This is a genomic window from Streptomyces sp. NPDC047028 (assembly GCF_040644095.1).
GTDB lineage: Bacteria > Actinomycetota > Actinomycetes > Streptomycetales > Streptomycetaceae > Streptomyces.
This window is the reverse complement of the sequence record NZ_JBEYVS010000048.1, coordinates 17,787-36,993: the sequence shown is the minus strand read 5'-3', so window position 1 is coordinate 36,993 and position 19,207 is coordinate 17,787. Positions and strand designations below refer to the sequence as shown.

Sequence of the window (19,207 nt, the reverse complement as noted above, 5' to 3'; positions counted from 1 at the left end):
TGCCGCCGCGTTTTCAGGCGCCGGGTTTCAGGCAGTGGGGATTCTGAGGGCGGCCAGGACCGGGAGGTGGTCCGTGGCCGCCCTCAAGTCCGCTTCGGTGATACCGGGCAGGCCGTGGGGGACGCCGCAGCCGAGGACCTCGATGCCCTTGGTGGCGAAGAGCGCGTCGATACGGCGTCGGGGGTCGGCCGGGGTGAAGGTGTGCTCGCCGCCCCAGGGGGCGGTGGCACGGCAGTCCTGGAGGTCCGCGGCGAGCCGGCGGAAGCAAGGGCCGTCCGGGCGCTCGTTGAGGTCGCCGCCCGCGACGGCGTGCTCCACGCCCATTCCGGCCAGCCGGTCGAGGAGCAGGCCCGCCTGGTCGTGGCGCTCGGCCTGCTGGAGGCTGAGGTGGCAGCTGAGGACGCCGAGGCGGGCGGCGCCGAAGCGGACGACCGCTGTGGCGAAGCCGCGGCGGGGCAGGCCGGAGGTGCGCGGGAGGAGGACGTCCTCCGTGCGTTCGACGGTGGCGCGCAGGCTGCACAGGATGGCGGGGCCGGCCGCTGTGGCACCGCCGGTGAGGATGACCTGGCCGGAGGCCGCGGCGAGGGCGGCCAGCTTCTTGCGCCAGCGGAAGAAGCGGGGGGCCTCCTGGAGGAGGACCAGGTCGGGGGCGCAGGCGGTGATGATCCTGGCCAGGGCGTCGGTGTCGTCCCGCAGTGAGCGGATGTTGTACGTGAGGACGCGGAGGGTGGGTGAACCGTCTGTACCCGTGCGGGAGTTGGGGAGCTCCATGTGGATCAATGTACGCCCACGGGGGCGGGGGCGCGGGGTGCGTGCGCGGCTGACGGTGCGTCGTGGCCATTCGCGCAGTTCCCCGCGCCCCTGAGGTTGATGCCCTTGACCGGGGTCGGAACACGAGGTCCGCCTGTCGCGGCCCTGAGCCCTGGTGGAGATGGTGGGGGCTACATGATCGGGTCGGGTTCTCGGGCCAGGTCTGCTGCTCCTACCAGGCCGGCCTTGTTGCCGAGGCGGGCGGCGATGACGTCGGCGACGGGGCGCCAGTTGCCGCCGACCAGCCAGCGCTTGTAGGACTTGCGGATCGGGTCGAGGACGAGGTCGCCCTCGTCGGAGAGGCCGCCGCCGACGATGAAGGCGGACGGATCGAAGAGGGAGGCGAGGTCGGCGAGACCGGCGCCCGCCCAGCGGGCCAGCTCGCGGTAGGAGTCGACGGCGACCGGGTCGCCCTGGCGGGCGGCCATGGAGATGTGCTTGCCCTCGATGCCCTCGGGGCTGCCGTCGCCCAGCGAGAGCAGCACCTCGGCCCGCTCGGGGGTGGCGTTGGCGCGCTGCTTGGCGTAGCGGACGAGGGCGCGGCCGGAGGCGTACTGCTCCCAGCAGCCCTGGGAGCCGCAGCCGCACAGCAGGCCGTCCGGGACCATGCGGATGTGGCCGAACTCGGCGGCCACGCCGAAGTGTCCGCGGCGCAGCTTGTTGCCGATGATGATGCCGCCGCCGAGGCCGGTGCCGAGGGTGATGCAGATGACGTTGCGGTGGCCCTTGCCCGCGCCGAACTTGTACTCGCCCCAGGCGGCCGCGTTCGCGTCGTTCTCGACGACGACCGGGAGACCCACGCGGGCCTCGACCTTCTCCTTGAGCGGCTCCTGGCGCCAGTCGATGTTGGGCGCGAAGTAGACGGTGGAACGCTGCCGGTTCACGTAGCCGGCCGCACCGATGCCCACGCCGACGATCTCGTGCCCCGCACGCGCGCCCGCCACCGCCGAGGCGATGGCGTCCACGATGGCCTCGGGCGTGGTGGGGGTCGGCACCTTGAAGGTCGAGAGGATGTTGCCTTCCTCGTCGACCACGCCGGCCGCGATCTTCGTGCCGCCGATGTCGACGCCGATGGTGAGTCCCATGAATCCCTCAGTTTCGGTCGAGCCCCGCTACCGCCACCGTACCCGAGGCCCTGCCGTGGAAGGGTTTCAGTCCAGATCGATGCGCTCGCCGGGGCCGTCGCCCTCGCCGTCGTCGCGGCCGTCGCGGCGCTCGGTCCACTCGTCCTCGGGGCCGGCCGCGCGGGAGGTCCAGCGGTGCTCCTGGGCCTGGACGGCGGAGCGGTAGGCGGCGAGCAGTTCGGTGCCGGCCGCGGCGAGGTGGTCGAAGACGTCCGGGTTGCGTTCGATGACGGGTTCGACGGCGGCCTTGGCCTGCTGGACGACCTGGCGCACCACCTGCTGGGCGGCGGGTCCGGCGACCGCTCCGAGCAGCGGGGACTGCAGGGCGGACAGCTTGTCGGCCACGGTGTCCACGAGGCGGCGCAGTTCGTCGGCGGCGGCGCCGGGCTTCGGGCCGTGCTCGGCGCGGCGGCGGGTCTTCTCGGCGGCGAGGTCCTCGGCGCAGGCGGTGGCCCAGGCGTCGGCGTCCGTCGCCCGCGGCGGCTCGGCCTCGGGCGCGGGGTCGGACGGGGTGCGCTCTTCGCTCATGGCGGACTCCTGACTACGGTTCGCCTCTACGACGTTACCCGAATGGGCGTACGCCGTTCACCGTCCCGCGGCCGGCCACAGACCGGGATCCGGCGCGAACCGGATGCGCAGCTCGCCGTCCCGCAGCGCGGCCCCGGCGACGGTGCAGCGGCGCAGCGCGGAGGGCAGCGGAACGATACGGCGGAAGGGCCCGGCGGAGAGCACCAGTTCGTCGCCGCGCCGGATGAGGTCCAGCTCGTCCCGTATCGCGCCGGGCAGCGGCAGGTGCCAGACGAGCACCCCGTCCTCGGCGATCCGATCGGTGACGGGCCACTCGACCGGGGCGGGCGCGGGGTTGACGCCGGGGACGGCGAGGGCGGCGAGGTCGTCGCGGCCGCGGGGGTCGCGGCCCAGGTGGGGGACGGTGTGGACGTCGTACGGCCGCCGGGTGTCGGGGGTGTCCTGCCATTCGGCGAGCGTCTTGCGCTGCTGGGCGAGGAGTCCGGAGAGCCAGGGGCCGTCGGCGGTCTCGGGGAGGGCGCGGTTGGCGATCAGGGACTCGGTGGGCAGGGCGCGCAGGGCGAGGCCGAGGGCGGCGGTGCGGACGGCGTCGGCCCCGGCCGGGCCGGGTTCGGCGACGAGGCGTACGGCGGTGTACCGGTCGGTGAGGACGGCCTGGACGGCGGCCAGTTCGACGTCCCAGCGGGCCGCCGTCTCGTACAGCCACTCGGCGGGCATGGGCACGCCGGCCAGCCGGCCGAGGACCGGGCGCAGGGCGCGGGCCGCCTGGCGCTCGGGCGGGAGGAGGCGGCGCAGGTAACGGCGCAGTTCCTCGGGGAGGGCGAGGAGGGCGAGGGCCTGCGGGAGGGGTGGGAGGTCGACGACGAGGAGGTCGTAGCGCTCGGAGAGGGCGGCGTCACGCAGGGCCCGCAGGAAGGAGAGTTCCTCGGCGCCGGGCAGCGGGGTGACTTCCTCGGCGTCCAGGCGGGACGCGCCGAGGAGGTCGAGGACGTTCGCGGCGCGGGTCTGGAAGGCGGTGAGGTCCTGCCGGAACCGGTCGGTGGCGTCGGGTCGCCAGGCGGTGAGGTTCTCGGTGACGCCGCTCGGGGTCGGCCCCGTGGCCGCGCCGAGTGCCGCGCCCGGGGTGTCGGTGCGGTCGGCGCTGAGCAGGAGGGTACGGGTGCCCTCGCGGGCGGCGCTCAGCGCGGTGGCGGCGGCGACCGTGGTACGGCCACTGCCGCCGGGGCCCGTGATGAGGATGGTGCGCATGAGGGTGAACGGTAACCGAGGGCGGTTGTCCAGCGCCGCCCGCTACAGCCGAGCGGGGTGGGACCGCCTGCCCGGCGTTGCAAGGTGCCGCTGCGCCCACCCGTGCCGCCCCTAGCGGCACGCATGCCCGCAGCCGGCTAGGGCGCCTTGGCGGCGAACGGCACTGCAGCGCCCCGAAGGGGCGCGGGGAACTGCGCGAGCGGCCACGACGGGCCCGCGGTCGCGTGGCGGTCGGGGTACGGCGCGGCCGGGCTTCTCGGCTCGGCGAAGGGGCGGGTGGGTGGGCAGAAAACTACTGCCCCGACTCGACCCTCTTCTTCAGGCCCGCCAGAGCCCGGTCGATAATGACCTTCTCCGCCTTGCGCTTGATCATGCCGAGCATCGGAATCTTGACGTCGACGGTCAGCCGGTAGGTGACCTCGGTCGAACCGGCACCCGCGGCGGCCAGCGAGTACGACCCGTCGAGGGACCGCAGCATCTGGGACTTCACCAGCGTCCAGGACACCTCGTCCTCACCGGTCCAGGTGTACGCCAGCGTCTGGTCGTCCTTGATCGCCCCCGCGTCCATGACGAGCCGGACCTGCTCGGCCCGCCCCCGCTCGTCGGACGCCAGCACCTCCGCCTCCTTCACCTCACCGGTCCAGTCCGGGTATCGCGCGAAGTCGGCGATCACCGCCATGACATCGGCCGGGGCCGCCTCGATCGTGATGCTCGAACTGGTGTGTTCCGCCATCGCCGTGGCTCCTCCAGATGCGGGCCGGTAAAGAAGTCGCCGTGCGCCGAGTGCGCACGTCTGTGCAGCGTGAAGGCTATCGCGTGCCCGAACCGCCGCCTTCACCCCGTCTGCCGGACCCCCCTCACCATTCCAGCGCCCAGGGCGTTCCGGTCCCGGCGAAGTGCCCCACGTTCACGCACTCGGTGGCCCCGATCCGCATGCGCCGCGCCAGCGGCTGGTGCACGTGCCCGAACAGCGAGTAGCGCGGCCTGGTGCGGCGGATCGCGTCGAGCAGCGCCCGGCTGCCCCGCTCGAAACGGCGCGCGACGGTGTCGTAGACCAGCTCGGGCACCTCCGGCGGGATGTGCGTGCACAGCACGTCCACCTCGCCGACCGCCTCGATCTTCGCCGCGTACTCCTCGTCGCCGATCTCGTACGGCGTCCGCATCGGCGTGCGCAGTCCCCCGCCGACGAAGCCGAAGGTCCAGCCGCCGATCTCCACCCGCTGGCCGTCCAGGACGGTGGTGCCGGGGCCGGCGTACTCCTGCCAGAGGGGAGGCATGTCGACGTTGCCGTAGGTGGCGTACGTCGGGGTGGGGAACGCGGCGAACAGCTCGGCGTACTGCCGGCGCACCGCCTTCTCGATCAGGCTCTCCCGGTCGGTGCCGACGCCGGCCCACAGCCGGGCGCCGAAGGCGCGCGCCTCCTCGAAGCGGCGGGCGGTGCGCAGCGCGACGATGCGGTCGGCGTTCTCCGTGCCGAACAGGTCGGGGAAGATCCCGCGCGAGTGGTCGGCGTAGTCCAGGAAGAGCACCAGGTCACCCAGGCAGATCAGGGCGTCCGCGCCCTCGCCGGCGCGAGCCAGGTCGCGGGCGTTGCCGTGCACGTCGCTGACCACGTGGACGCGGGTTCCGCGGTGGCCGGTGGGTGTGAGTGCCATGGTCATGAAGGATATGCCGTGAACACCGGCGGGCGGCCCGCCCGGTTACTCGCCGGTCCGTTTCGCCGTGGACTACTGTCGGCGATGGAACGCCATCCCGTGTGACGCATGGAACATCTCGCCGGGACCCCCTGTCGCAGCGGCCATACCGGCGGGTAACGTCCGGGCAGTCCAGTCGTGCTCGCGATTTCAACATGTGAAGGGACATGTGAATCCGGGAGCACCTCCCCGAGCCATGGACCGCACCGTCGCATCGCACAATGTCGTGGCGCCGGCGCCCGATGAGGAGCAGCAGTCTTGCGCGAGTTCAGCCTTCCGGCTTTGTACGAGGTCCCTGCGGACGGCAATCTGACCGACATCGTCCGCAGAAACGCCGCGCAGCATCCCGACGTGGCCGTCATCGCCCGCAAGGTGGGCGGGACCTGGCAGGACGTCACGGCCCGGCAGTTCCTCGCCGAGGTGCACACCGCCGCCAGGGGCCTGATCGCGGCCGGCGTGCAGCCGGGCGACCGGGTCGGCCTGATGTCGCGCACGCGCTACGAGTGGACGCTGCTGGACTTCGCGATCTGGAGCGCGGGCGCGATCACCGTGCCGGTGTACGAGACCAGCTCGCCGGAGCAGGTGCAGTGGATCCTGGCCGACTCGGGCGCGACCGCCTGCGTCGTGGAGACGGACGCGCACGCGGCCGCCGTGGACTCGGTCCGCGAGACGCTGCCCGCGCTCAAGCACGTCTGGCAGATCGACGGCGGCGGCGTCGAGGAGCTGGGCCGGCTGGGGCAGGGCGTCGCGGACGCGACCGTGTAGGAGCGCAGCTCGCTCGCCCGTGCCGACGATCCGGCGACGATCGTCTACACGAGCGGGACGACGGGCCGCCCCAAGGGATGCGTGCTCACCCACCGCAGCTTCTTCGCCGAGTGTGGAAACGTCGTGGAGCGGCTGCGCCCGCTGTTCCGCACCGGCGAGTGCTCGGTCCTGCTGTTCCTGCCGCTCGCGCACGTCTTCGGGCGGCTGGTGCAGGTCGCGCCGATGATGGCGCCGATCAAGCTGGGCTGTGTCCCGGACATCAAGAACCTCACCGACGAGCTGGCCGCGTTCCGGCCGACGCTGATCCTGGGCGTCCCGCGCGTCTTCGAGAAGGTGTACAACTCGGCGCGCGCCAAGGCGCAGGCCGACGGCAAGGGCGCGGTCTTCGACAAGGCGTCGGACACCGCGATCGCCTACAGCAAGGCGCTGGACACCCCCTCGGGCCCGCCGCTGGGCCTGAAGATCAAGCACAAGGTGTTCGACAAGCTGGTCTACAGCAAGCTGCGGGCGGTGCTGGGCGGCCGGGGCGAGTACGCCATCTCCGGCGGCGCCCCGCTGGGCGAGCGGCTCGGTCACTTCTTCCGCGGCATCGGCTTCACGGTGCTGGAGGGATACGGCCTGACCGAGTCCTGCGCGGCGACCGCGTTCAACCCGTGGGACCGGCAGAAGATCGGCACGGTCGGCCAGCCGCTGCCCGGCTCCGTGGTGCGGATAGCGGACGACGGCGAGGTGCTGCTGCACGGCGAGCACCTGTTCAAGGAGTACTGGAACAACCCGGGCGCGACGGCGGAGGCGCTGGCCGACGGCTGGTTCCACACCGGTGACATCGGCACGCTGGACGAGGACGGCTACCTCAGGATCACCGGCCGCAAGAAGGAGATCATCGTCACCGCGGGCGGCAAGAACGTGGCGCCGGCGGTGATAGAGGACCGCATCCGCGCGCACGCGCTGGTCGCGGAGTGCATGGTGGTGGGCGACGGGCGGCCGTTCGTGGGCGCACTGGTCACCATCGACGACGAGTTCCTCGGCCGGTGGGCCGCCGAACACGGCAAGCCGGCGGGTTCCACCGCGGCGTCGCTGCGCGAGGACCCGGATCTGCACGCGGCGATCCAGGCGGCGGTCGACGACGGCAACGCCGCGGTGTCGAAGGCGGAATCGGTGCGGAAGTTCCGCATTCTGTCCTCCCAGTTCACGGAGGAGTCGGGCCACCTCACCCCGTCGCTGAAGCTGAAGCGGAACGTGGTGGCGAAGGACTACGCGGACGAGATCGAGGCGATCTACCAGAAGTAGTACGCCCGCCCCGCCCCCGCGGCCGTACGACGGCTCATGGCGCGGTGTCCTCGGCGAGGACCCGCGCCATCGTGCGTTCGGCGAGCGCGGTGATGGTGACGAACGGGTTGACGCCGATCGAGCCGGGCACGAGCGAGCCGTCGGTGACGTAAAGCCTCGGGTATCCCTTCACCCGGCCGTAGTCGTCGGTGGCCCGGCCCAGTACGCAGCCGCCGAGCGGGTGGTAGGTGAAGTCGTCGGCGAACACCTTGCCGCCGGAGCCGAAGAGGTCGTAGCGGTAGATGGTGAGGTTGGCCAGGTTGATCCGGTCGAACAGCTTCTTGGCCATGGCCACCGACACCGCGCTCTGGGCGGCCGTCCAGCCGAGCTTCACCGAGCCGGAGGCGGAGTCGTACGAGAACGTCGCCCGCTCCGGGTTCTTGGTGATCGCCAGATACATGCTGATCCAGGTCTCGAAACCGATGGGCAGCGGGGCGATCTCGGCGAAGACGGGGTTGTCGGCGTTCGCCCAGTCGTCGATGCCCAGCACCGGCATGGTCGCCTGGTTCGCGCCGACGGTGTCCCAGACGTGGTTGGCACGGCCGAGCATGACGTTACCGTTGGTCCCCCAGCCGGCGCCCACCTCGGGGGCGAGGTCGGGCAGGGTGCCGGTGTCCCGGGCGCGGACGAGGAGTTCGGTGGTGCCGAGGCTGCCGGCGCCGAGGAAGAGGTAGGTGCAGCCGTACTGGGTGGTCGCGACGACCGCGCCGGTGTCGTCGATCCGTTCGGCGGTCAGCACGTACGACCCGTCGCTCGCCCGGTGGACCGACGTCACCCGTTCCAGGGTGTGGAGGGTGACGTTCCCGGTGCCGAGGGCGGCGGCCAGGTACGTCTTGTCGAGGCTGCGCTTGCCGTGGTTGTTGCCGTAGATGACCTCCCCCGCGAGCGCTGACCTGGTGGCCGTGCCGGCGGCCTCCTGCTGCATGTAGCCGAAGTCGTAGACGTTCGGCACGAAGGTGGTCCTCAGTCCGGCGTTGGCGGCGGCCTTGCGGGAGGTGCGGGCGAACTTGTACCACTCGGTGGACTCGAACCAGGCCGGGTCGATCGTGTTGACGCCGAGCATGGCGCGGGCGCGCGGGTAGTAGGTGCCGTACATCTCGTCGGCGTCCACGGTCGGGAACTGCTCGCTGAAGTAGGACCTGACCGGGGTGACGGCCATCCCGCCGTTGACGAGGGAGCCGCCGCCGACGCCCCGGCCGACGTACACGGACATGGCGTCGTAGTGCACGCGGTCCAGGACGCCGGGGTAGCGGCTGATGTCCCGGTTGACCACGTCGAGCCAGAGGAAGGTGGCGAGCGGGGCCTCGGTGCGGGTGCGGAACCACATGGAGCGCTGGTCGGGGGCGGTGGTGGAGCAGAAGATCCTGCCGTCCGGGCCGGGGGTGTTCCAGAGGCGGCCCATCTCCAGGACGAGGGTGCGGATGCCGGCCTGGCCGAGGCGGAGGGCGGCTACGGCGCCGCCGTAGCCGGAGCCGATGACGATGGCCGGCGCCGACTGGGTGGGGGCGGGTTCGGCGGCGTGGGCGGACTGGAGTGCCACTCGGGTGAAGCCGAGGGTGGCGGCGGTCTGGAGGGCCGCGAGCCCCAGGACGTGACGTCTCGTCAGGTGACGTTGTGTCAGGTTTGCTGTCATGCGGGGAGCATGGGCGGATTATTCGGTTCCGGGAAGGGGGTGCGCCTTATGGGGTGGGGGGTTCTGGGCGTTGGCGGGTGCGGGTGCGTTGTGGCTTGTCGCGCCCACGCGGCGGAGCCGCATATCGATACAGCCCCGCGCCCCTTCGGGGGCGCTGCACTACAGCAGGTCTTTGAGGTGCTCGGCGAGGAGGTCCCAGCGCCACTTCTCTTCGACCCACTGCCGGCCTCGCTCACCCATGCGGTGGCGGAGTTCGGGGTCGGACAGGAGGGTCACGATCCTTTCCGCTGCCTCCTGGGGGTCGCCGCCTCTGACCACCCATCCCGTCTCCCCGTCGAGGACGGCGTCGGGGGCGCCGCCGGAGTCGCCGGCGACGACCGGGAGGCCGGTGGCCGAGGCTTCCAGGTAGACGATGCCGAGGCCCTCGACGTCCAGGCCGCCCCTGCGGGTGCGGCAGGGCATGGCGAAGACGTCGCCGGCGCCGTAGTGGGCGGGCAGCTCGGACCAGGGGACGGCGCCGGTGAAGCGGACGGAGCCGGCCACGCCGGCGTCGGCGGCCAGCCGTCTGAGGTCACCATCGTAGGGTCCGCCGCCCACGATGAGGAGGACGGCGTCGGGCTCGGCGGCGAGGATGCGGGGCATCGCCTGGATGAGGGTGTCCTGGCCCTTGCGGGGCACGAGGCGGGAGACGCAGACGACGACCGGGCGGTCGGTGAGGCCGAGCCGGGCGCGGACCTCGGCTCCGCCGGAACCGGGGTGGAAGGTCTTCTCGTCGACGCCGGGCGGGAGCTGGACCATGCGGGCGGCCGCCGCCGGGGTCAGGGCGGTCGCGATGCGGGAGCGGGTGTACTCGCCGAGGTAGGTGATCGTGTCCGTGGACTCCCCGATGCGGCGCAGCAGTTGCCGGGCGGCGGGGAGTTGGGCCCAGCCGGCCTCATGGCCGTGGGTGGTGGCGACGAGCCGCTCGGCACCGGCGCGCCGCAGGGCGGGGGCCATCAGGCCGAGGGGGGCGGCGGCCCCGAACCACACCGACGTGCAGCCGTGCTCCCGCAGCAGGCCGACGGCCTTCCGGGTGGCGCCGGGGGTGGGCAGCAGCATGGTCGTGCGGTCGCGTACGACGGGGAAGGGCTGCTCGGCGTCGAAGGCGGCGGTGGCCTCGATGCCGTCGCGGCTCCGCTTCCAGGTGGAGGCGTAGACGACCAGCCGCTCGGGGTCCAGGCGGAGGGCCATGTTGTGCAGGAACGCCTGGATGCCGCCGGGGCGGGGCGGGAAGTCGTTGGTCACGATGAGGGTCTTGTCCATCGCCGCGGACTCTACCGGCCGCCCCCTTGGCCCACCCGCCCACCCGACTCGGCCGGCTACAAGGCGAGGCAAAACCCCCCGCCCGAGCCGAGCGATCAACCGCAACCGCAGCACCCCGGCCACCGCCCCGGGCGAGCAGCCGTGCGGCGCCCGCGCCCCCTCCCCACACGCCCGAGCCGCAGGGGCGAGTGGGCCGCGTCCGGGGAATGCCCTCCTCCCGGTTGTCAGCCAAGCGAGTCGGGTGGGTGGGGAGGGAGGGCATGCTGTGGGTGGGGAGGGAGGGCATGCTGTGGGTGGCGAGGGCCGCCGGCGAGGCCGGGCGGGCCTGGCTGCGGGAGGCGATCACCGCCCTCGGCCGCTCCCGCTGAGCGCGGGTCAGCCCAGTTGGTCGCTCACGTACTGGCGCCAGCGGGCCGTGAAGGCGGCCGGGGTCGTGCCGAGGACCTGGTTCAGGGCCTGGGGCAGCGCGCCGGACCGTTCTCCGTGGTCGCCTACGGCGCGGTAGAACGCGTCGAGCCGGGACCGCCCCCAGTGGGCGGCGATCATGCGGCAGGCCAGCCAGCCGCCCTCGTAGGCCCGGGCGAGCTTCGCCGGGTCGCCGGTGAAGGCGAAGTCCCCGTCGGCGGGCAGGCCGGCCGGCGTGTGGCCGGCCCGGACGGCACGGGCGAGTTCCGGGGCCGCCTCGGCGGCCGTGCGGCCGGTGTCGAGGTAGCCGATCCAGTCGGCGTAGCCCTCGGAGAGCCACAGCGGGGTCGCCGGGGTGGTGTGGGCGCGGGTGGCGACGTGGGTCGTCTCGTGGGTGAGCACGACCTGTTTGCCGAGGTCACCGAGGACGGCGTACGCCTCGGGGTTGACGACGACCCGGTCCGCCGGGGCCTTGCCCGAGCCCCCCACCTCCCCCGTGGTGACGGCGGCGATGCCCCGGTAGTCCGAGGCGGGCGAGCCGAGCAGTCCGGCCATGCCCTGGAGCGTGCGCGGGACGAGGACGACGACCCGGCGGGCCCAGTCCGTGCCCCAGGCGCCGGAGACGGCCGGGACGGCGTGGTCGGCGAGCCGGGCGTAGCCGCGCAGCGTGCCGGCAGGCTGCCCGGTGCCGAGGACCAGGCTGTGCGCGCCCCGGACTGCGGTCACCGTGCCCTCGTCCCACAGTTGCCTCCCGGCCTTCTCGGCGGGCCGGTCGGCGGTGACGTACCACCGCCCGTGGGGCGCGCGGCTGAGGGTGAGGGTGCGGTGGACGCTGACGGGTGCCTTGTCGTAGCCGGCGACCCGGTAGCGCAGCTCGGCGTCGGCGGTGGCGCCTGAGCCGGTGGTGTGGACGCCGGTGACCCGGTAGGCCCAGGAGGCCAGCGGAAGGGCGCGCAGGCGGGCGTACTCGGCGCGGGTGCCCGTCGCGCCGTACGCGGTCTCGTCGTGGTGCAGCAGGGCCGTCGAGCGCTGGTCCAGGACGCGCTGCACGCCGGTGCGGGCGGTGTCGGCCGCCGTCGGGCCGCCGCATCCGGCGAGGGGCGTGAGCAGCAGGCAGAGCGCTGCCGCTCCCCGTGTCCGCCGTCGACCAGCCATTTCCCGATCGTACGGGGCGTGGCGCGAGCTAGGCCCTGTCGTCACATTCCCGCCTGCCCCGCGACGACGGGAATGTGACGACAGGGCCTAGGGCCGGGTGACCGAGGAGATCGGCATCATGCCGACGGGGTCGTAGCGTACGGCGGCGCCCGGGTAGGGGGCGTGGATGACCTGGCCGTGGCCGACGTACATGCCGACGTGGCTGGCGTCGGAGCGGTAGACGACGAGGTCGCCGGGCTGGGCCTGGGAGAGCGGGACGCGCCGGCCGGCGTGCCGCTGCTCCTGGGAGGTGCGCGGCAGGTGGATCCCGGCGTGTGCGTACGACCACTGCATCAGGCCCGAACAGTCGAAGCCGGAGGGGCCGTTGGCGCCCCAGACGTAGGGGCGGCCGAGGGCGGAGCGCGCGGCGGCGACGGCGGCCGCGGCGCGGGCGTCGGGGGCGACGACGCCGGCCAGGTCGGGCAGGTCGCGGGTGCCGGCGCGGGAGGTGCGCTCGTAGGCGGCGCGCTCGGCGGCGGGCATCGAGTTGATGAGCTGCCGGGCCCTGGCGAGCTTCTTCTCGACGGCCCGTTTGTGCGTGGAGACGTCCTTGCGGCTCTTCTCCAGCTCGGCGAGTTTCCCGGCCGCCTCGGCGCGTTCCTGGGAGAGGTCGCGCAGCGCGGACCGCAACTCCTTGAGCTGTCCGGCCTGCTGGGCGCCGATGCGGTCGAGGGTGGAGGCCTTGTCGAGGTAGTCGGCGGGGTCGTCGGAGAAGAGCAGGGCGACGGTGGGGTCGATGCCGCCGGACCGGTACTGGGCGCCGGCCACCGAACCGAGCTGTTCGCGCATGGTGTTGACGCGCTGCTGCTGCCGGGCGATGCGGTCCTGGGCGTCGTTGATCTGCCGGCGCAGGGTGTGGGCGCGCTCCCCGGCCTTGTCGTACGCCTCGGTGGCCTTCTCGGCCTGTTGGTAGAGGCGGTCCACCTCGGCCCTGGTGCCGCCGTGCGGCGCCGCGTCGGCGGGTGCGGCGCCGAGGGCGGCGGCCGCTGCCGACATCACGCACAGGGCCGCGGCGGCGCCCCGGTCGAACCCGGACGGTGCAAGGCGGCGATGAGACCCCACGGGCGTCCTTCCCGCTGACGACAGGTACCGCTTCCCCGGGCGCCGGGACGGGGGAGGCCACGGCGCCGGGGAAACGCGGCAGACAGTAACCGTGCGGAGGGGCCCCGGCCAAAGACGCCAAGGGGGCAAACGGGGGGAAACAACGCCACGCCCCGCCACTGACGCAGGTCATGGGCGGGGCGTGGGGTCAGTTCCGGTCCGGGGGATTCGCCCGTTCGGGCGCCCCGGGTCAGCGTTTCGCGGCGTTCAACGGCCGTACCGGCGAGGGCGCCGGGGGGTCTCAGATGCGGACGCCGAACTGGAACGGCATGTTGCTGATCGACTCGTAGCGCACGCTGGCGCCGGTGTGCGGGGCGTGCAGCACCTGGCCGTTGCCGGCGTAGAGGCCGATGTGGTGCAGGTCGCCGTAGAAGAGCACGAGGTCGCCGACCTTGAGCTGGCTGACGCTGTAGATCCTCGTGCCCGCGTTGGCCTGGGCCTGGGAGGTGCGGGGTATGGAGACGCCGGCCTGGGCGTAGGCCCAGGAGGTGAGGCCCGAGCAGTCGAAGGAGGAGGGACCGGAGGCGCCGTAGACGTAGGGCGAGCCGATCTTGCTCTGGGCGGCGGAGAAGGCCGCCCCGGCCATGCCGGAGGCCGGCGGGGCGTCGCCGAGGTGCACGCGCTCGGAGGAGGAGCGGTTGGCGCGCGCCTGCTGCTGCGCGAGCTCCGCCTTCTCCTTGGCGGTGAGGGTGTTGAGCAGCTTCTGCGCGGCGGCGAGCTTGCCCTGGACTTCCTTCTTCTTCTTGCCCAGCTCCGTGCGGGTGGAGGCCAGGTCCTTCAGCTTGTCGCTCGCCTCGGAGCGCTCCTGGGCGAGTTCGCGCTGTTTGTCCTGGATCTTCTTCAGCGACTCGACCTGCTGGCTGCTCAACTGGTCGAGCGTGGAGGCCTTGTCGAGGAAGTCGTCCGGGTGGGACGACAGGAAGAGCTGGACGGAGGGGTCGATGCCGCCGGACCGGTACTGGGCGGTGGCCAGTGAACCCAGGCCGTCGCGCAGCTTGTTGAGGTCCTGCTGGCCGCGGGCGACGTTGTCCTGGATGGTGGAGATCTCCTTCTGGAGCTTCTCCTGCTTCTCCTTGGCGCCGTTGTACTTCTCGGTGGCCTGCTCGGCCTGCTCGTAGAGCTTGTCGACCTTCGCCTTGACCTCGCTCTTGCTGGGCTTCTCGCTCGGCGCGGCGTTCGCGGCGTTCGCGCTCAGTGCGACGGCGGCTGCTGCCGCTGTGGTCAGCACGGTCACGCGCGTGCGACTCGGCTGCTTGGGTCGACGGTGGGACGCCACGGAGGACGAACTCCTTCTTGTGAGTGTTCACCCGTTCGGAGGTTCGAGCCCAGACCCTAGTGACCTACTTGTGATCAGTTCAAATCCTCACGCCAAAAAAGACGGTCACTCAATGCATTCTTTGCACTCAACGTACGTGCAGTGATGCCGGGTTGACACTACGTTGCGTGACGATACGGCCAATTCGGGCATTAAGTATGCCCGTTGAACGTTCAGGACAACCGCTTCAGAAGTACCGCAGAGGCGACCGGTCGGGCGCCTGCCCGGGCCACTCCGTCGGCCACCTCGCGGTCGGTGGAGGCGACGATGACCGGCCGGCCCGGCGGTTCGGCGCGCACCAGCTGGCGGATCAGCTCGTCCGCGGTGACCCCCGGCTTGGAGAACAGCACCCGCACGCCGCGCGGCGGCGCGAGGAGCACCGGCGCGGCCAGCTCGGCGCCGTCGAAGACGCAGGTGACCTCCGCGCCGGTCTGCGCGGCGAGCTGGGAGAGCTGGCCGAGCAGCCGCAGCCGCTGCTTCTCCAGCGGCATCTGCGGATAGCCGGTCTTGGTGACGTTGTAGCCGTCGACGACGAGATGGGCCTGCGGCAGCGCGAGCAGCTGGTCGAGGATGGCCGGGTCGTTCTCGGACAGGGCGCGCGCCGCGATGTCCTTCGGGGTCATCCGTCCCGGTTCGACCGCGTCCACGGTCTCGGCGGGCCGCACGGACACGGGCGGCAGGGCGAGTTCCCGGCGCAGCCCCTGGGTGGCGTCGAGCAGGGTGTCGAGCAGCAGCCGTACCCGCATGTCCTCGACGCTGCGGCCCTCCCTGGCGGCCCGCCGGGTGGCCTCCAGGCCGGCCTCGGCCTCGCCCAGGCGGGCCTTGAGCCGCCGGGTCTCGCTCTCCGCGGCGGACACCTGCGCCTGCGCCTCGGCCCGTACGGCGTCGGTCTCGCCCCGCGCCTTGCGCAGGGCGGCCTCGCCGCGCTTGACGTCGCTGAGCGCGGCCCGCAGCTTGCGGTGCAGCGTCTCGGCCTCCCGTTTCGCCGACTCCAGCTCCGCGCGCAGCCGTTCGGTCTCGGTACGGGTCTGCCCGCGGGCCTCGGCCAGCTCCTCGCGCAGCCGCTCCAGCTCGGCACGGCTCTCCTCGTCGGCGCGTTCGGCGTCGGCGCGCTGGGCCTCCTCGCCGGCCGCGGTGACCAGCTTCACCCAGCCCCCGGGGCGCAGCACGTAGGCCGCGGCCGCCACGTCGAGCGGATCCGCGGCCGGGGGCGGCGAGCCGGAGTCGAGGGCGCCGGACAGTTCCGGCTGCGCCTCTCTGAACTTCTCCCCGATCCGCTGCCGGAAGACCGCGTCGGTCTCCAGCGCGGCCGCCATCGCGTTGCCCGCGAACTTGGTCCGCCGATTGGGGGCGAAGCGGGCGTACTGCCGCAACTGGGCGGGCAGTTCCGCCACGGTCAGCCCGCCGAAGCCGTCCGAGACGATCTGTACGACCCGGCGGCGCACGCCGTCGGGCAGCGGACGGTCAAGCACCTCAGCGGTGCCGTCGCCCGGCCCCCCGCCTGCGGTCTCCACCATCCGTCACACCCCAATGCTGTGCGGGGTCCCGCTCCCCTCAGGAGCCGGAGCCCGGCCTGTCCACGAGTTCCACCTGGTCCACCGCGTTGCACCAGCGGCAGCGCACCGACTCGATGGTCTCACTGACCACCTCGCGCTCCTCGACCGTCGGCTCACCGGCCAGGTCGAGGTGGACGTACTCGACGACCTTCGACGAGCGCGTGACGTCGAAGCGGGTCAGATTGCCGCAGAGGGTGCAGCGCCATCGTGTCGTGGCGGTCGGCAGGGGCACCGTCATCGTGACTGTTCGCTCCTCGTCGTGTCGGTCCGCGCCGGTCCGGGCGCGTGTGGCTCGTAACCCTACGGCCTGCGCGGTCCCCGCCGCCCTTCTGTCCACGGCGGCGAGGCGGTCTGTCGGGTTGAGTCCCGTTACGTCATGCTCTGTATTCATGATCAGCCACTGGAGCACGACGGCCGGCCGGACCATCAGGGCGGTCCGGCACTCCCCGGCGCCGATGACGTACGGCCTCATCGCCCTGTGCTGCCTGCTCTTCGTGCTGGGCCCGGCCTCCGGGCTGACTCCGGGATACGGCTCCGGGGACGCGCTGCTCGCCGCGCAGCGGGCGTACTTCCGGCACTGGGGCGTGATCCCCGCGAACCTGTTCGAAGGAACGGTCCGGCAGGCGCTCACCCCAGCCACGGCCCTGTTCGTGCACGGCAGCTGGGTGCATCTGCTCGGCAACATGCTCTTCCTCTTCGTCTTCGGGGCGATGACCGAGGAACGGATGGGCCGGGTGGAGTTCACCCTCTTCTATCTCGGCTGCGGATACCTGGCCCTGCTGGGCTACGCGGCCGCCAACACCACCTCCCAGGAGCCGCTGGTCGGCGCCTCCGGGGCGATCTCGGCGGTCCTCGGGGCGTTCCTGTACCTGTTCCCCCGGGCCCGTGTGACCAGTCTCCTCCCGTTCCTGTTCTTCCTGCCGCTGCGCTTCCCGGCGTGGGTGGTGCTGCCGTTCTGGGCGGGGCTGCAGTGGCTGGCGGCGGAGCGGTCGGCGCAGGGGCCGGGGGTGGCCTACCTGGCGCACCTGGTCGGCTTCGGGCTGGGGTTCCTCTACGCGTGGGGGCGCTACGGCCGTGCCACTAGAGTGAAGGGCGCAGCCGCCCCGGTACCCGAGGGAGAGAACCAGCCGTGATCACCGCGATCGTTCTGATCAAGACCAGCGTGGACCGGATCCCCGAGATCGCGGAGCGGATCGCTTCGCTGGAGTCGGTGAGCGAGGTGTTCTCCGTCACCGGGACGTATGACCTGATCGCGATGGTGCGGGTGCGGCGGCACGAGGATCTGGCGGATGTCATTCCGGGGCGCATCAGCAAGATTCCCGGGGTGGAGGGGACGGATACGCACGTGGCGTTCCGGACGTACTCGCAGCATGATCTTGAGGCTGCGTTTGCTATTGGATTGGATTCCTAGTCGCCTACGCGTCTGCGGGGCGCGGATCGTGCGCGGGTGCGGGTGTGTCGTGGTTGATCGCGCCCACACGGCGGAGCCGCATATCGACACAGCCCCGCGCCCCTTCGGGGCGCTTGTCCTCGGGCAGGTCTCAGACCGCCGGGACGCAGCGGCCGTTTTCTGTGTGGTAAGTCCACTTGGCACCCTCGGTCACCAGTTCTCGTACCGCTGTGACGAAGCGGTCCGTGTGTTCGTCCGGGGTGCCCGCGCCGAAGCTGACTCGGATGGCGTTGAGGGACTTCTCGCCGGGGGCGGCCTCGGGGGCTCCGCATTCGCCCTGGGTCTGGGGGGACGTGCCGAGGAGGGTGCGGAGCAGGGGGTGTGCGCAGAAGAGGCCGTCGCGGACACCGATGCCGTACTCGGCGGAGAGGGCGGCGGCGAAGTGGGAGCTGTTCCAGCCCTCGACGACGAAGGAGATCACGCCGACGCGCGGGGCGTCGTCGCCGAAGAGGGAGAGGACTTTCACCTCGGGGACCCCGGCCAGGCCGGTGCGGACCTTCTCGACGAGGTGCTGCTCGCGGGCGACCAGGGTGTCCCAGCCGGCCTCCGTCAGTGCCTTGCAGGCCGAGGCGACGGCGTAGGCGCCGATGACGTTCGGGGAGCCGGCTTCGTGGCGGGCGGCGCTCTCGTGCCACTCCACGTCCACACCCCCGTCCTGGCGCCTGCTCACCTTGCGGCTGGCGCCGCCGCCCGCGAGGTACGGCTCGGCGGCCCGCAGCCAGTCGGCGCGGCCGGCCAGGACTCCGGAGCCGAACGGGGCGTACAGCTTGTGGCCGGAGAAGGCGACCCAGTCGACGTCGAGGTCCCGCAGGGAGACGGGGTGGTGCGGGGCGAGCTGGGCGGCGTCCAGGACGATGCGGGCGCCGTGCGCGTGGGCGGCGGCCGCCAGCTCGCGTACGGGCCACAGCTCACCGGTGACGTTGGACGCGCCGGTGACGCAGACCAGGGCCGGGCCGTGCGGGTCGCGGTCGGCGAGGGCCCGCTCCAGGGTGTGGACGGCCTGCTGCGGGGTGCGGGGGGCGTCGAGGTAGCTGACCCGGGCGTCCTGCCAGGGCAGCAGGGACGCGTGGTGCTCGGTCTCGAAGACGAAGACCTGGCAGTCGGCGGGGAGGGCGCGGGCCAGCAGGTTGAGGGAGTCCGTGGTCGACCGGGTGAAGACCACCTGGTCGTCGTCACGGCAGTCCAGGAACTCGGCGACCGTCGTCCGGGCGTTCTCGAAGAGGTCGGTGGAGAGCTGGGAGAGGTAGCCGGCGCCGCGGTGGACGCTGCCGTAGTACGGCGCGTAGGCCGCCACGTCGTCCCAGACGCGCTGAAGGGCGGGGGCGCTGGCCGCGTAGTCGAGGGCCGCGTAGGTGACCTCGCCGCCGGTGACGAGCGGGACGGTGACATCCCGGCCGAGAACGGGCAGCTGGGGACAAACGGTCTGGTGGGTGGCAGCGGTGGAGACGGACATGGCGAACTCCCGTGAGAGGCAAGGCGGAACCACCACGCGAGCGGGTACGGCTCGAGCGTGGGGAAAGTGAAAGAGGGTGTGCGGAGGCGGGGCTCTACGCCCTATCGCATTCGCTTGCTCATGGAAGGCTCCTCGACGACCAGGACCCCTGGTGACGCGAGGGTCCGCGCTTGCCGTGAGCCTTGCTGCCCACGACCTGGTCCTCACCCGGGGCACCCCGCCACGGAAGGAGGGTTGCCGGACAGCCGGCCGGGGCCGAATGGCTGTCACTCATGACCTGAGCCTGAAACTAGCCGAGCT

Annotated in this window: 16 protein-coding genes, 1 pseudogene and 1 riboswitch; of the genes and pseudogenes, 3 read left to right on the top strand and 14 right to left on the bottom strand. The window is 72.3% G+C overall.

The genetic code is table 11. The annotated features are described in order from the left end of the window. Nucleotides 1-27 precede the first annotated feature (27 nt). The 6 genes from ABZ854_RS31380 to ABZ854_RS31355 form a co-directional block, all read right to left on the bottom strand. Nucleotides 28-771 (bottom strand): endonuclease/exonuclease/phosphatase family protein, encoded by a 744-nt coding sequence (locus ABZ854_RS31380; RefSeq protein ID WP_361217621.1) that lies wholly within the window; start codon nucleotides 769-771, stop codon nucleotides 28-30. Nucleotides 772-941: 170 nt separating this feature from the next. After that, a complete protein-coding gene (locus ABZ854_RS31375) occupies nucleotides 942-1,895 on the bottom strand; it encodes an ROK family glucokinase (RefSeq protein WP_129309576.1) in 954 nt (317 codons plus the stop codon). Nucleotides 1,896-1,961: 66 nt separating this feature from the next. Next, complete coding sequence (locus ABZ854_RS31370) at nucleotides 1,962-2,462, bottom strand: DUF5304 domain-containing protein (protein ID WP_361217617.1); 501 nt, start codon at nucleotides 2,460-2,462, stop codon at nucleotides 1,962-1,964. A 57-nt stretch (nucleotides 2,463-2,519) separates the two neighbouring features. Continuing rightward, nucleotides 2,520-3,710, bottom strand: a complete 1,191-nt coding sequence (locus ABZ854_RS31365) for an ArsA-related P-loop ATPase (protein WP_361217614.1) — start codon at nucleotides 3,708-3,710, stop codon at nucleotides 2,520-2,522. Nucleotides 3,711-4,002: 292 nt separating this feature from the next. Beyond that, nucleotides 4,003-4,443 (bottom strand): SRPBCC family protein, encoded by a 441-nt coding sequence (locus ABZ854_RS31360; RefSeq protein WP_361217612.1) that lies wholly within the window; start codon nucleotides 4,441-4,443, stop codon nucleotides 4,003-4,005. 124 nt (nucleotides 4,444-4,567) lie between these two features. Then, a complete protein-coding gene (locus ABZ854_RS31355) occupies nucleotides 4,568-5,365 on the bottom strand; it encodes a metallophosphoesterase (RefSeq protein ID WP_361217609.1) in 798 nt (265 codons plus the stop codon). Nucleotides 5,366-5,662: 297 nt separating this feature from the next. On the opposite strand from ABZ854_RS31355, the pseudogene ABZ854_RS31350 reads away from it, so the two are divergent. After that, a pseudogene (locus ABZ854_RS31350) lies at nucleotides 5,663-7,459 on the top strand (AMP-dependent synthetase/ligase). A 34-nt stretch (nucleotides 7,460-7,493) separates the two neighbouring features. On the opposite strand, the gene ABZ854_RS31345 reads toward ABZ854_RS31350, so the two are convergent. The 7 genes from ABZ854_RS31345 to ABZ854_RS31315 form a co-directional block, all read right to left on the bottom strand. After that, complete coding sequence (locus tag ABZ854_RS31345; RefSeq protein WP_361217606.1) at nucleotides 7,494-9,131, bottom strand: GMC oxidoreductase; 1,638 nt, start codon at nucleotides 9,129-9,131, stop codon at nucleotides 7,494-7,496. 159 nt (nucleotides 9,132-9,290) lie between these two features. Then, on the bottom strand, nucleotides 9,291-10,433 hold the full coding sequence (locus ABZ854_RS31340; RefSeq protein ID WP_361217603.1) for a glycosyltransferase family 4 protein: 1,143 nt from the start codon (nucleotides 10,431-10,433) through the stop codon (nucleotides 9,291-9,293). Nucleotides 10,434-10,808: 375 nt separating this feature from the next. Further along, nucleotides 10,809-11,993 (bottom strand): hypothetical protein, encoded by a 1,185-nt coding sequence (locus tag ABZ854_RS31335; RefSeq protein ID WP_361217601.1) that lies wholly within the window; start codon nucleotides 11,991-11,993, stop codon nucleotides 10,809-10,811. An 87-nt stretch (nucleotides 11,994-12,080) separates the two neighbouring features. Further along, complete coding sequence (locus ABZ854_RS31330; protein WP_361217598.1) at nucleotides 12,081-13,094, bottom strand: NlpC/P60 family protein; 1,014 nt, start codon at nucleotides 13,092-13,094, stop codon at nucleotides 12,081-12,083. Between the two features lie 280 nt (nucleotides 13,095-13,374). Beyond that, nucleotides 13,375-14,409 carry an NlpC/P60 family protein gene (locus tag ABZ854_RS31325; RefSeq protein ID WP_361217596.1) on the bottom strand — a complete coding sequence of 345 codons (1,035 nt, stop codon included), beginning with the start codon at nucleotides 14,407-14,409 and terminating at the stop codon, nucleotides 13,375-13,377. Nucleotides 14,410-14,621: 212 nt separating this feature from the next. Next, complete coding sequence (locus ABZ854_RS31320) at nucleotides 14,622-15,965, bottom strand: NYN domain-containing protein (protein WP_361217593.1); 1,344 nt, start codon at nucleotides 15,963-15,965, stop codon at nucleotides 14,622-14,624. Nucleotides 15,966-16,002: 37 nt separating this feature from the next. Continuing rightward, on the bottom strand, nucleotides 16,003-16,242 hold the full coding sequence (locus tag ABZ854_RS31315) for a hypothetical protein (protein ID WP_129309567.1): 240 nt from the start codon (nucleotides 16,240-16,242) through the stop codon (nucleotides 16,003-16,005). A 151-nt stretch (nucleotides 16,243-16,393) separates the two neighbouring features. On the opposite strand from ABZ854_RS31315, the gene ABZ854_RS31310 reads away from it, so the two are divergent. Both ABZ854_RS31310 and ABZ854_RS31305 read left to right on the top strand, forming a co-directional pair. Next, nucleotides 16,394-17,137 (top strand): rhomboid family intramembrane serine protease, encoded by a 744-nt coding sequence (locus ABZ854_RS31310; RefSeq protein ID WP_361217589.1) that lies wholly within the window; start codon nucleotides 16,394-16,396, stop codon nucleotides 17,135-17,137. Then, nucleotides 17,134-17,415 carry an Lrp/AsnC ligand binding domain-containing protein gene (locus ABZ854_RS31305; protein WP_129309565.1) on the top strand — a complete coding sequence of 94 codons (282 nt, stop codon included), beginning with the start codon at nucleotides 17,134-17,136 and terminating at the stop codon, nucleotides 17,413-17,415. The genes ABZ854_RS31310 and ABZ854_RS31305 overlap by 4 nt, the downstream gene beginning before the upstream one ends. Nucleotides 17,416-17,545: 130 nt before the next feature. Here the strand turns inward: ABZ854_RS31305 and ABZ854_RS31300 are convergent, their stop codons facing one another. Continuing rightward, on the bottom strand, nucleotides 17,546-18,907 hold the full coding sequence (locus tag ABZ854_RS31300) for an aminotransferase class V-fold PLP-dependent enzyme (RefSeq protein ID WP_361217586.1): 1,362 nt from the start codon (nucleotides 18,905-18,907) through the stop codon (nucleotides 17,546-17,548). A gap of 161 nt (nucleotides 18,908-19,068) precedes the next feature. Continuing rightward, a riboswitch (SAM riboswitch) is annotated at nucleotides 19,069-19,185 on the bottom strand. Nucleotides 19,186-19,207 lie beyond the last annotated feature (22 nt).

Excerpts from the sequence above, each read along its gene's own strand:
- ABZ854_RS31380 (WP_361217621.1), bottom strand. The coding sequence starts at position 771 with ATGGAGCTCCCCAACTCCCGCACGGGTACAGACGGTTCACCCACCCTC.
- ABZ854_RS31375 (WP_129309576.1), bottom strand. The coding sequence starts at position 1,895 with ATGGGACTCACCATCGGCGTCGACATCGGCGGCACGAAGATCGCGGCC.
- ABZ854_RS31370 (WP_361217617.1), bottom strand. The coding sequence starts at position 2,462 with ATGAGCGAAGAGCGCACCCCGTCCGACCCCGCGCCCGAGGCCGAGCCG.
- ABZ854_RS31365 (WP_361217614.1), bottom strand. The coding sequence starts at position 3,710 with ATGCGCACCATCCTCATCACGGGCCCCGGCGGCAGTGGCCGTACCACG.
- ABZ854_RS31360 (WP_361217612.1), bottom strand. The coding sequence starts at position 4,443 with ATGGCGGAACACACCAGTTCGAGCATCACGATCGAGGCGGCCCCGGCC.
- ABZ854_RS31355 (WP_361217609.1), bottom strand. The coding sequence starts at position 5,365 with ATGGCACTCACACCCACCGGCCACCGCGGAACCCGCGTCCACGTGGTC.
- ABZ854_RS31345 (WP_361217606.1), bottom strand. The coding sequence starts at position 9,131 with ATGACAGCAAACCTGACACAACGTCACCTGACGAGACGTCACGTCCTG.
- ABZ854_RS31340 (WP_361217603.1), bottom strand. The coding sequence starts at position 10,433 with ATGGACAAGACCCTCATCGTGACCAACGACTTCCCGCCCCGCCCCGGC.
- ABZ854_RS31335 (WP_361217601.1), bottom strand. The coding sequence starts at position 11,993 with ATGGCTGGTCGACGGCGGACACGGGGAGCGGCAGCGCTCTGCCTGCTG.
- ABZ854_RS31320 (WP_361217593.1), bottom strand. The coding sequence starts at position 15,965 with ATGGTGGAGACCGCAGGCGGGGGGCCGGGCGACGGCACCGCTGAGGTG.
- ABZ854_RS31315 (WP_129309567.1), bottom strand. The coding sequence starts at position 16,242 with ATGACGGTGCCCCTGCCGACCGCCACGACACGATGGCGCTGCACCCTC.
- ABZ854_RS31310 (WP_361217589.1), top strand. The coding sequence starts at position 16,394 with ATGATCAGCCACTGGAGCACGACGGCCGGCCGGACCATCAGGGCGGTC.
- ABZ854_RS31300 (WP_361217586.1), bottom strand. The coding sequence starts at position 18,907 with ATGTCCGTCTCCACCGCTGCCACCCACCAGACCGTTTGTCCCCAGCTG.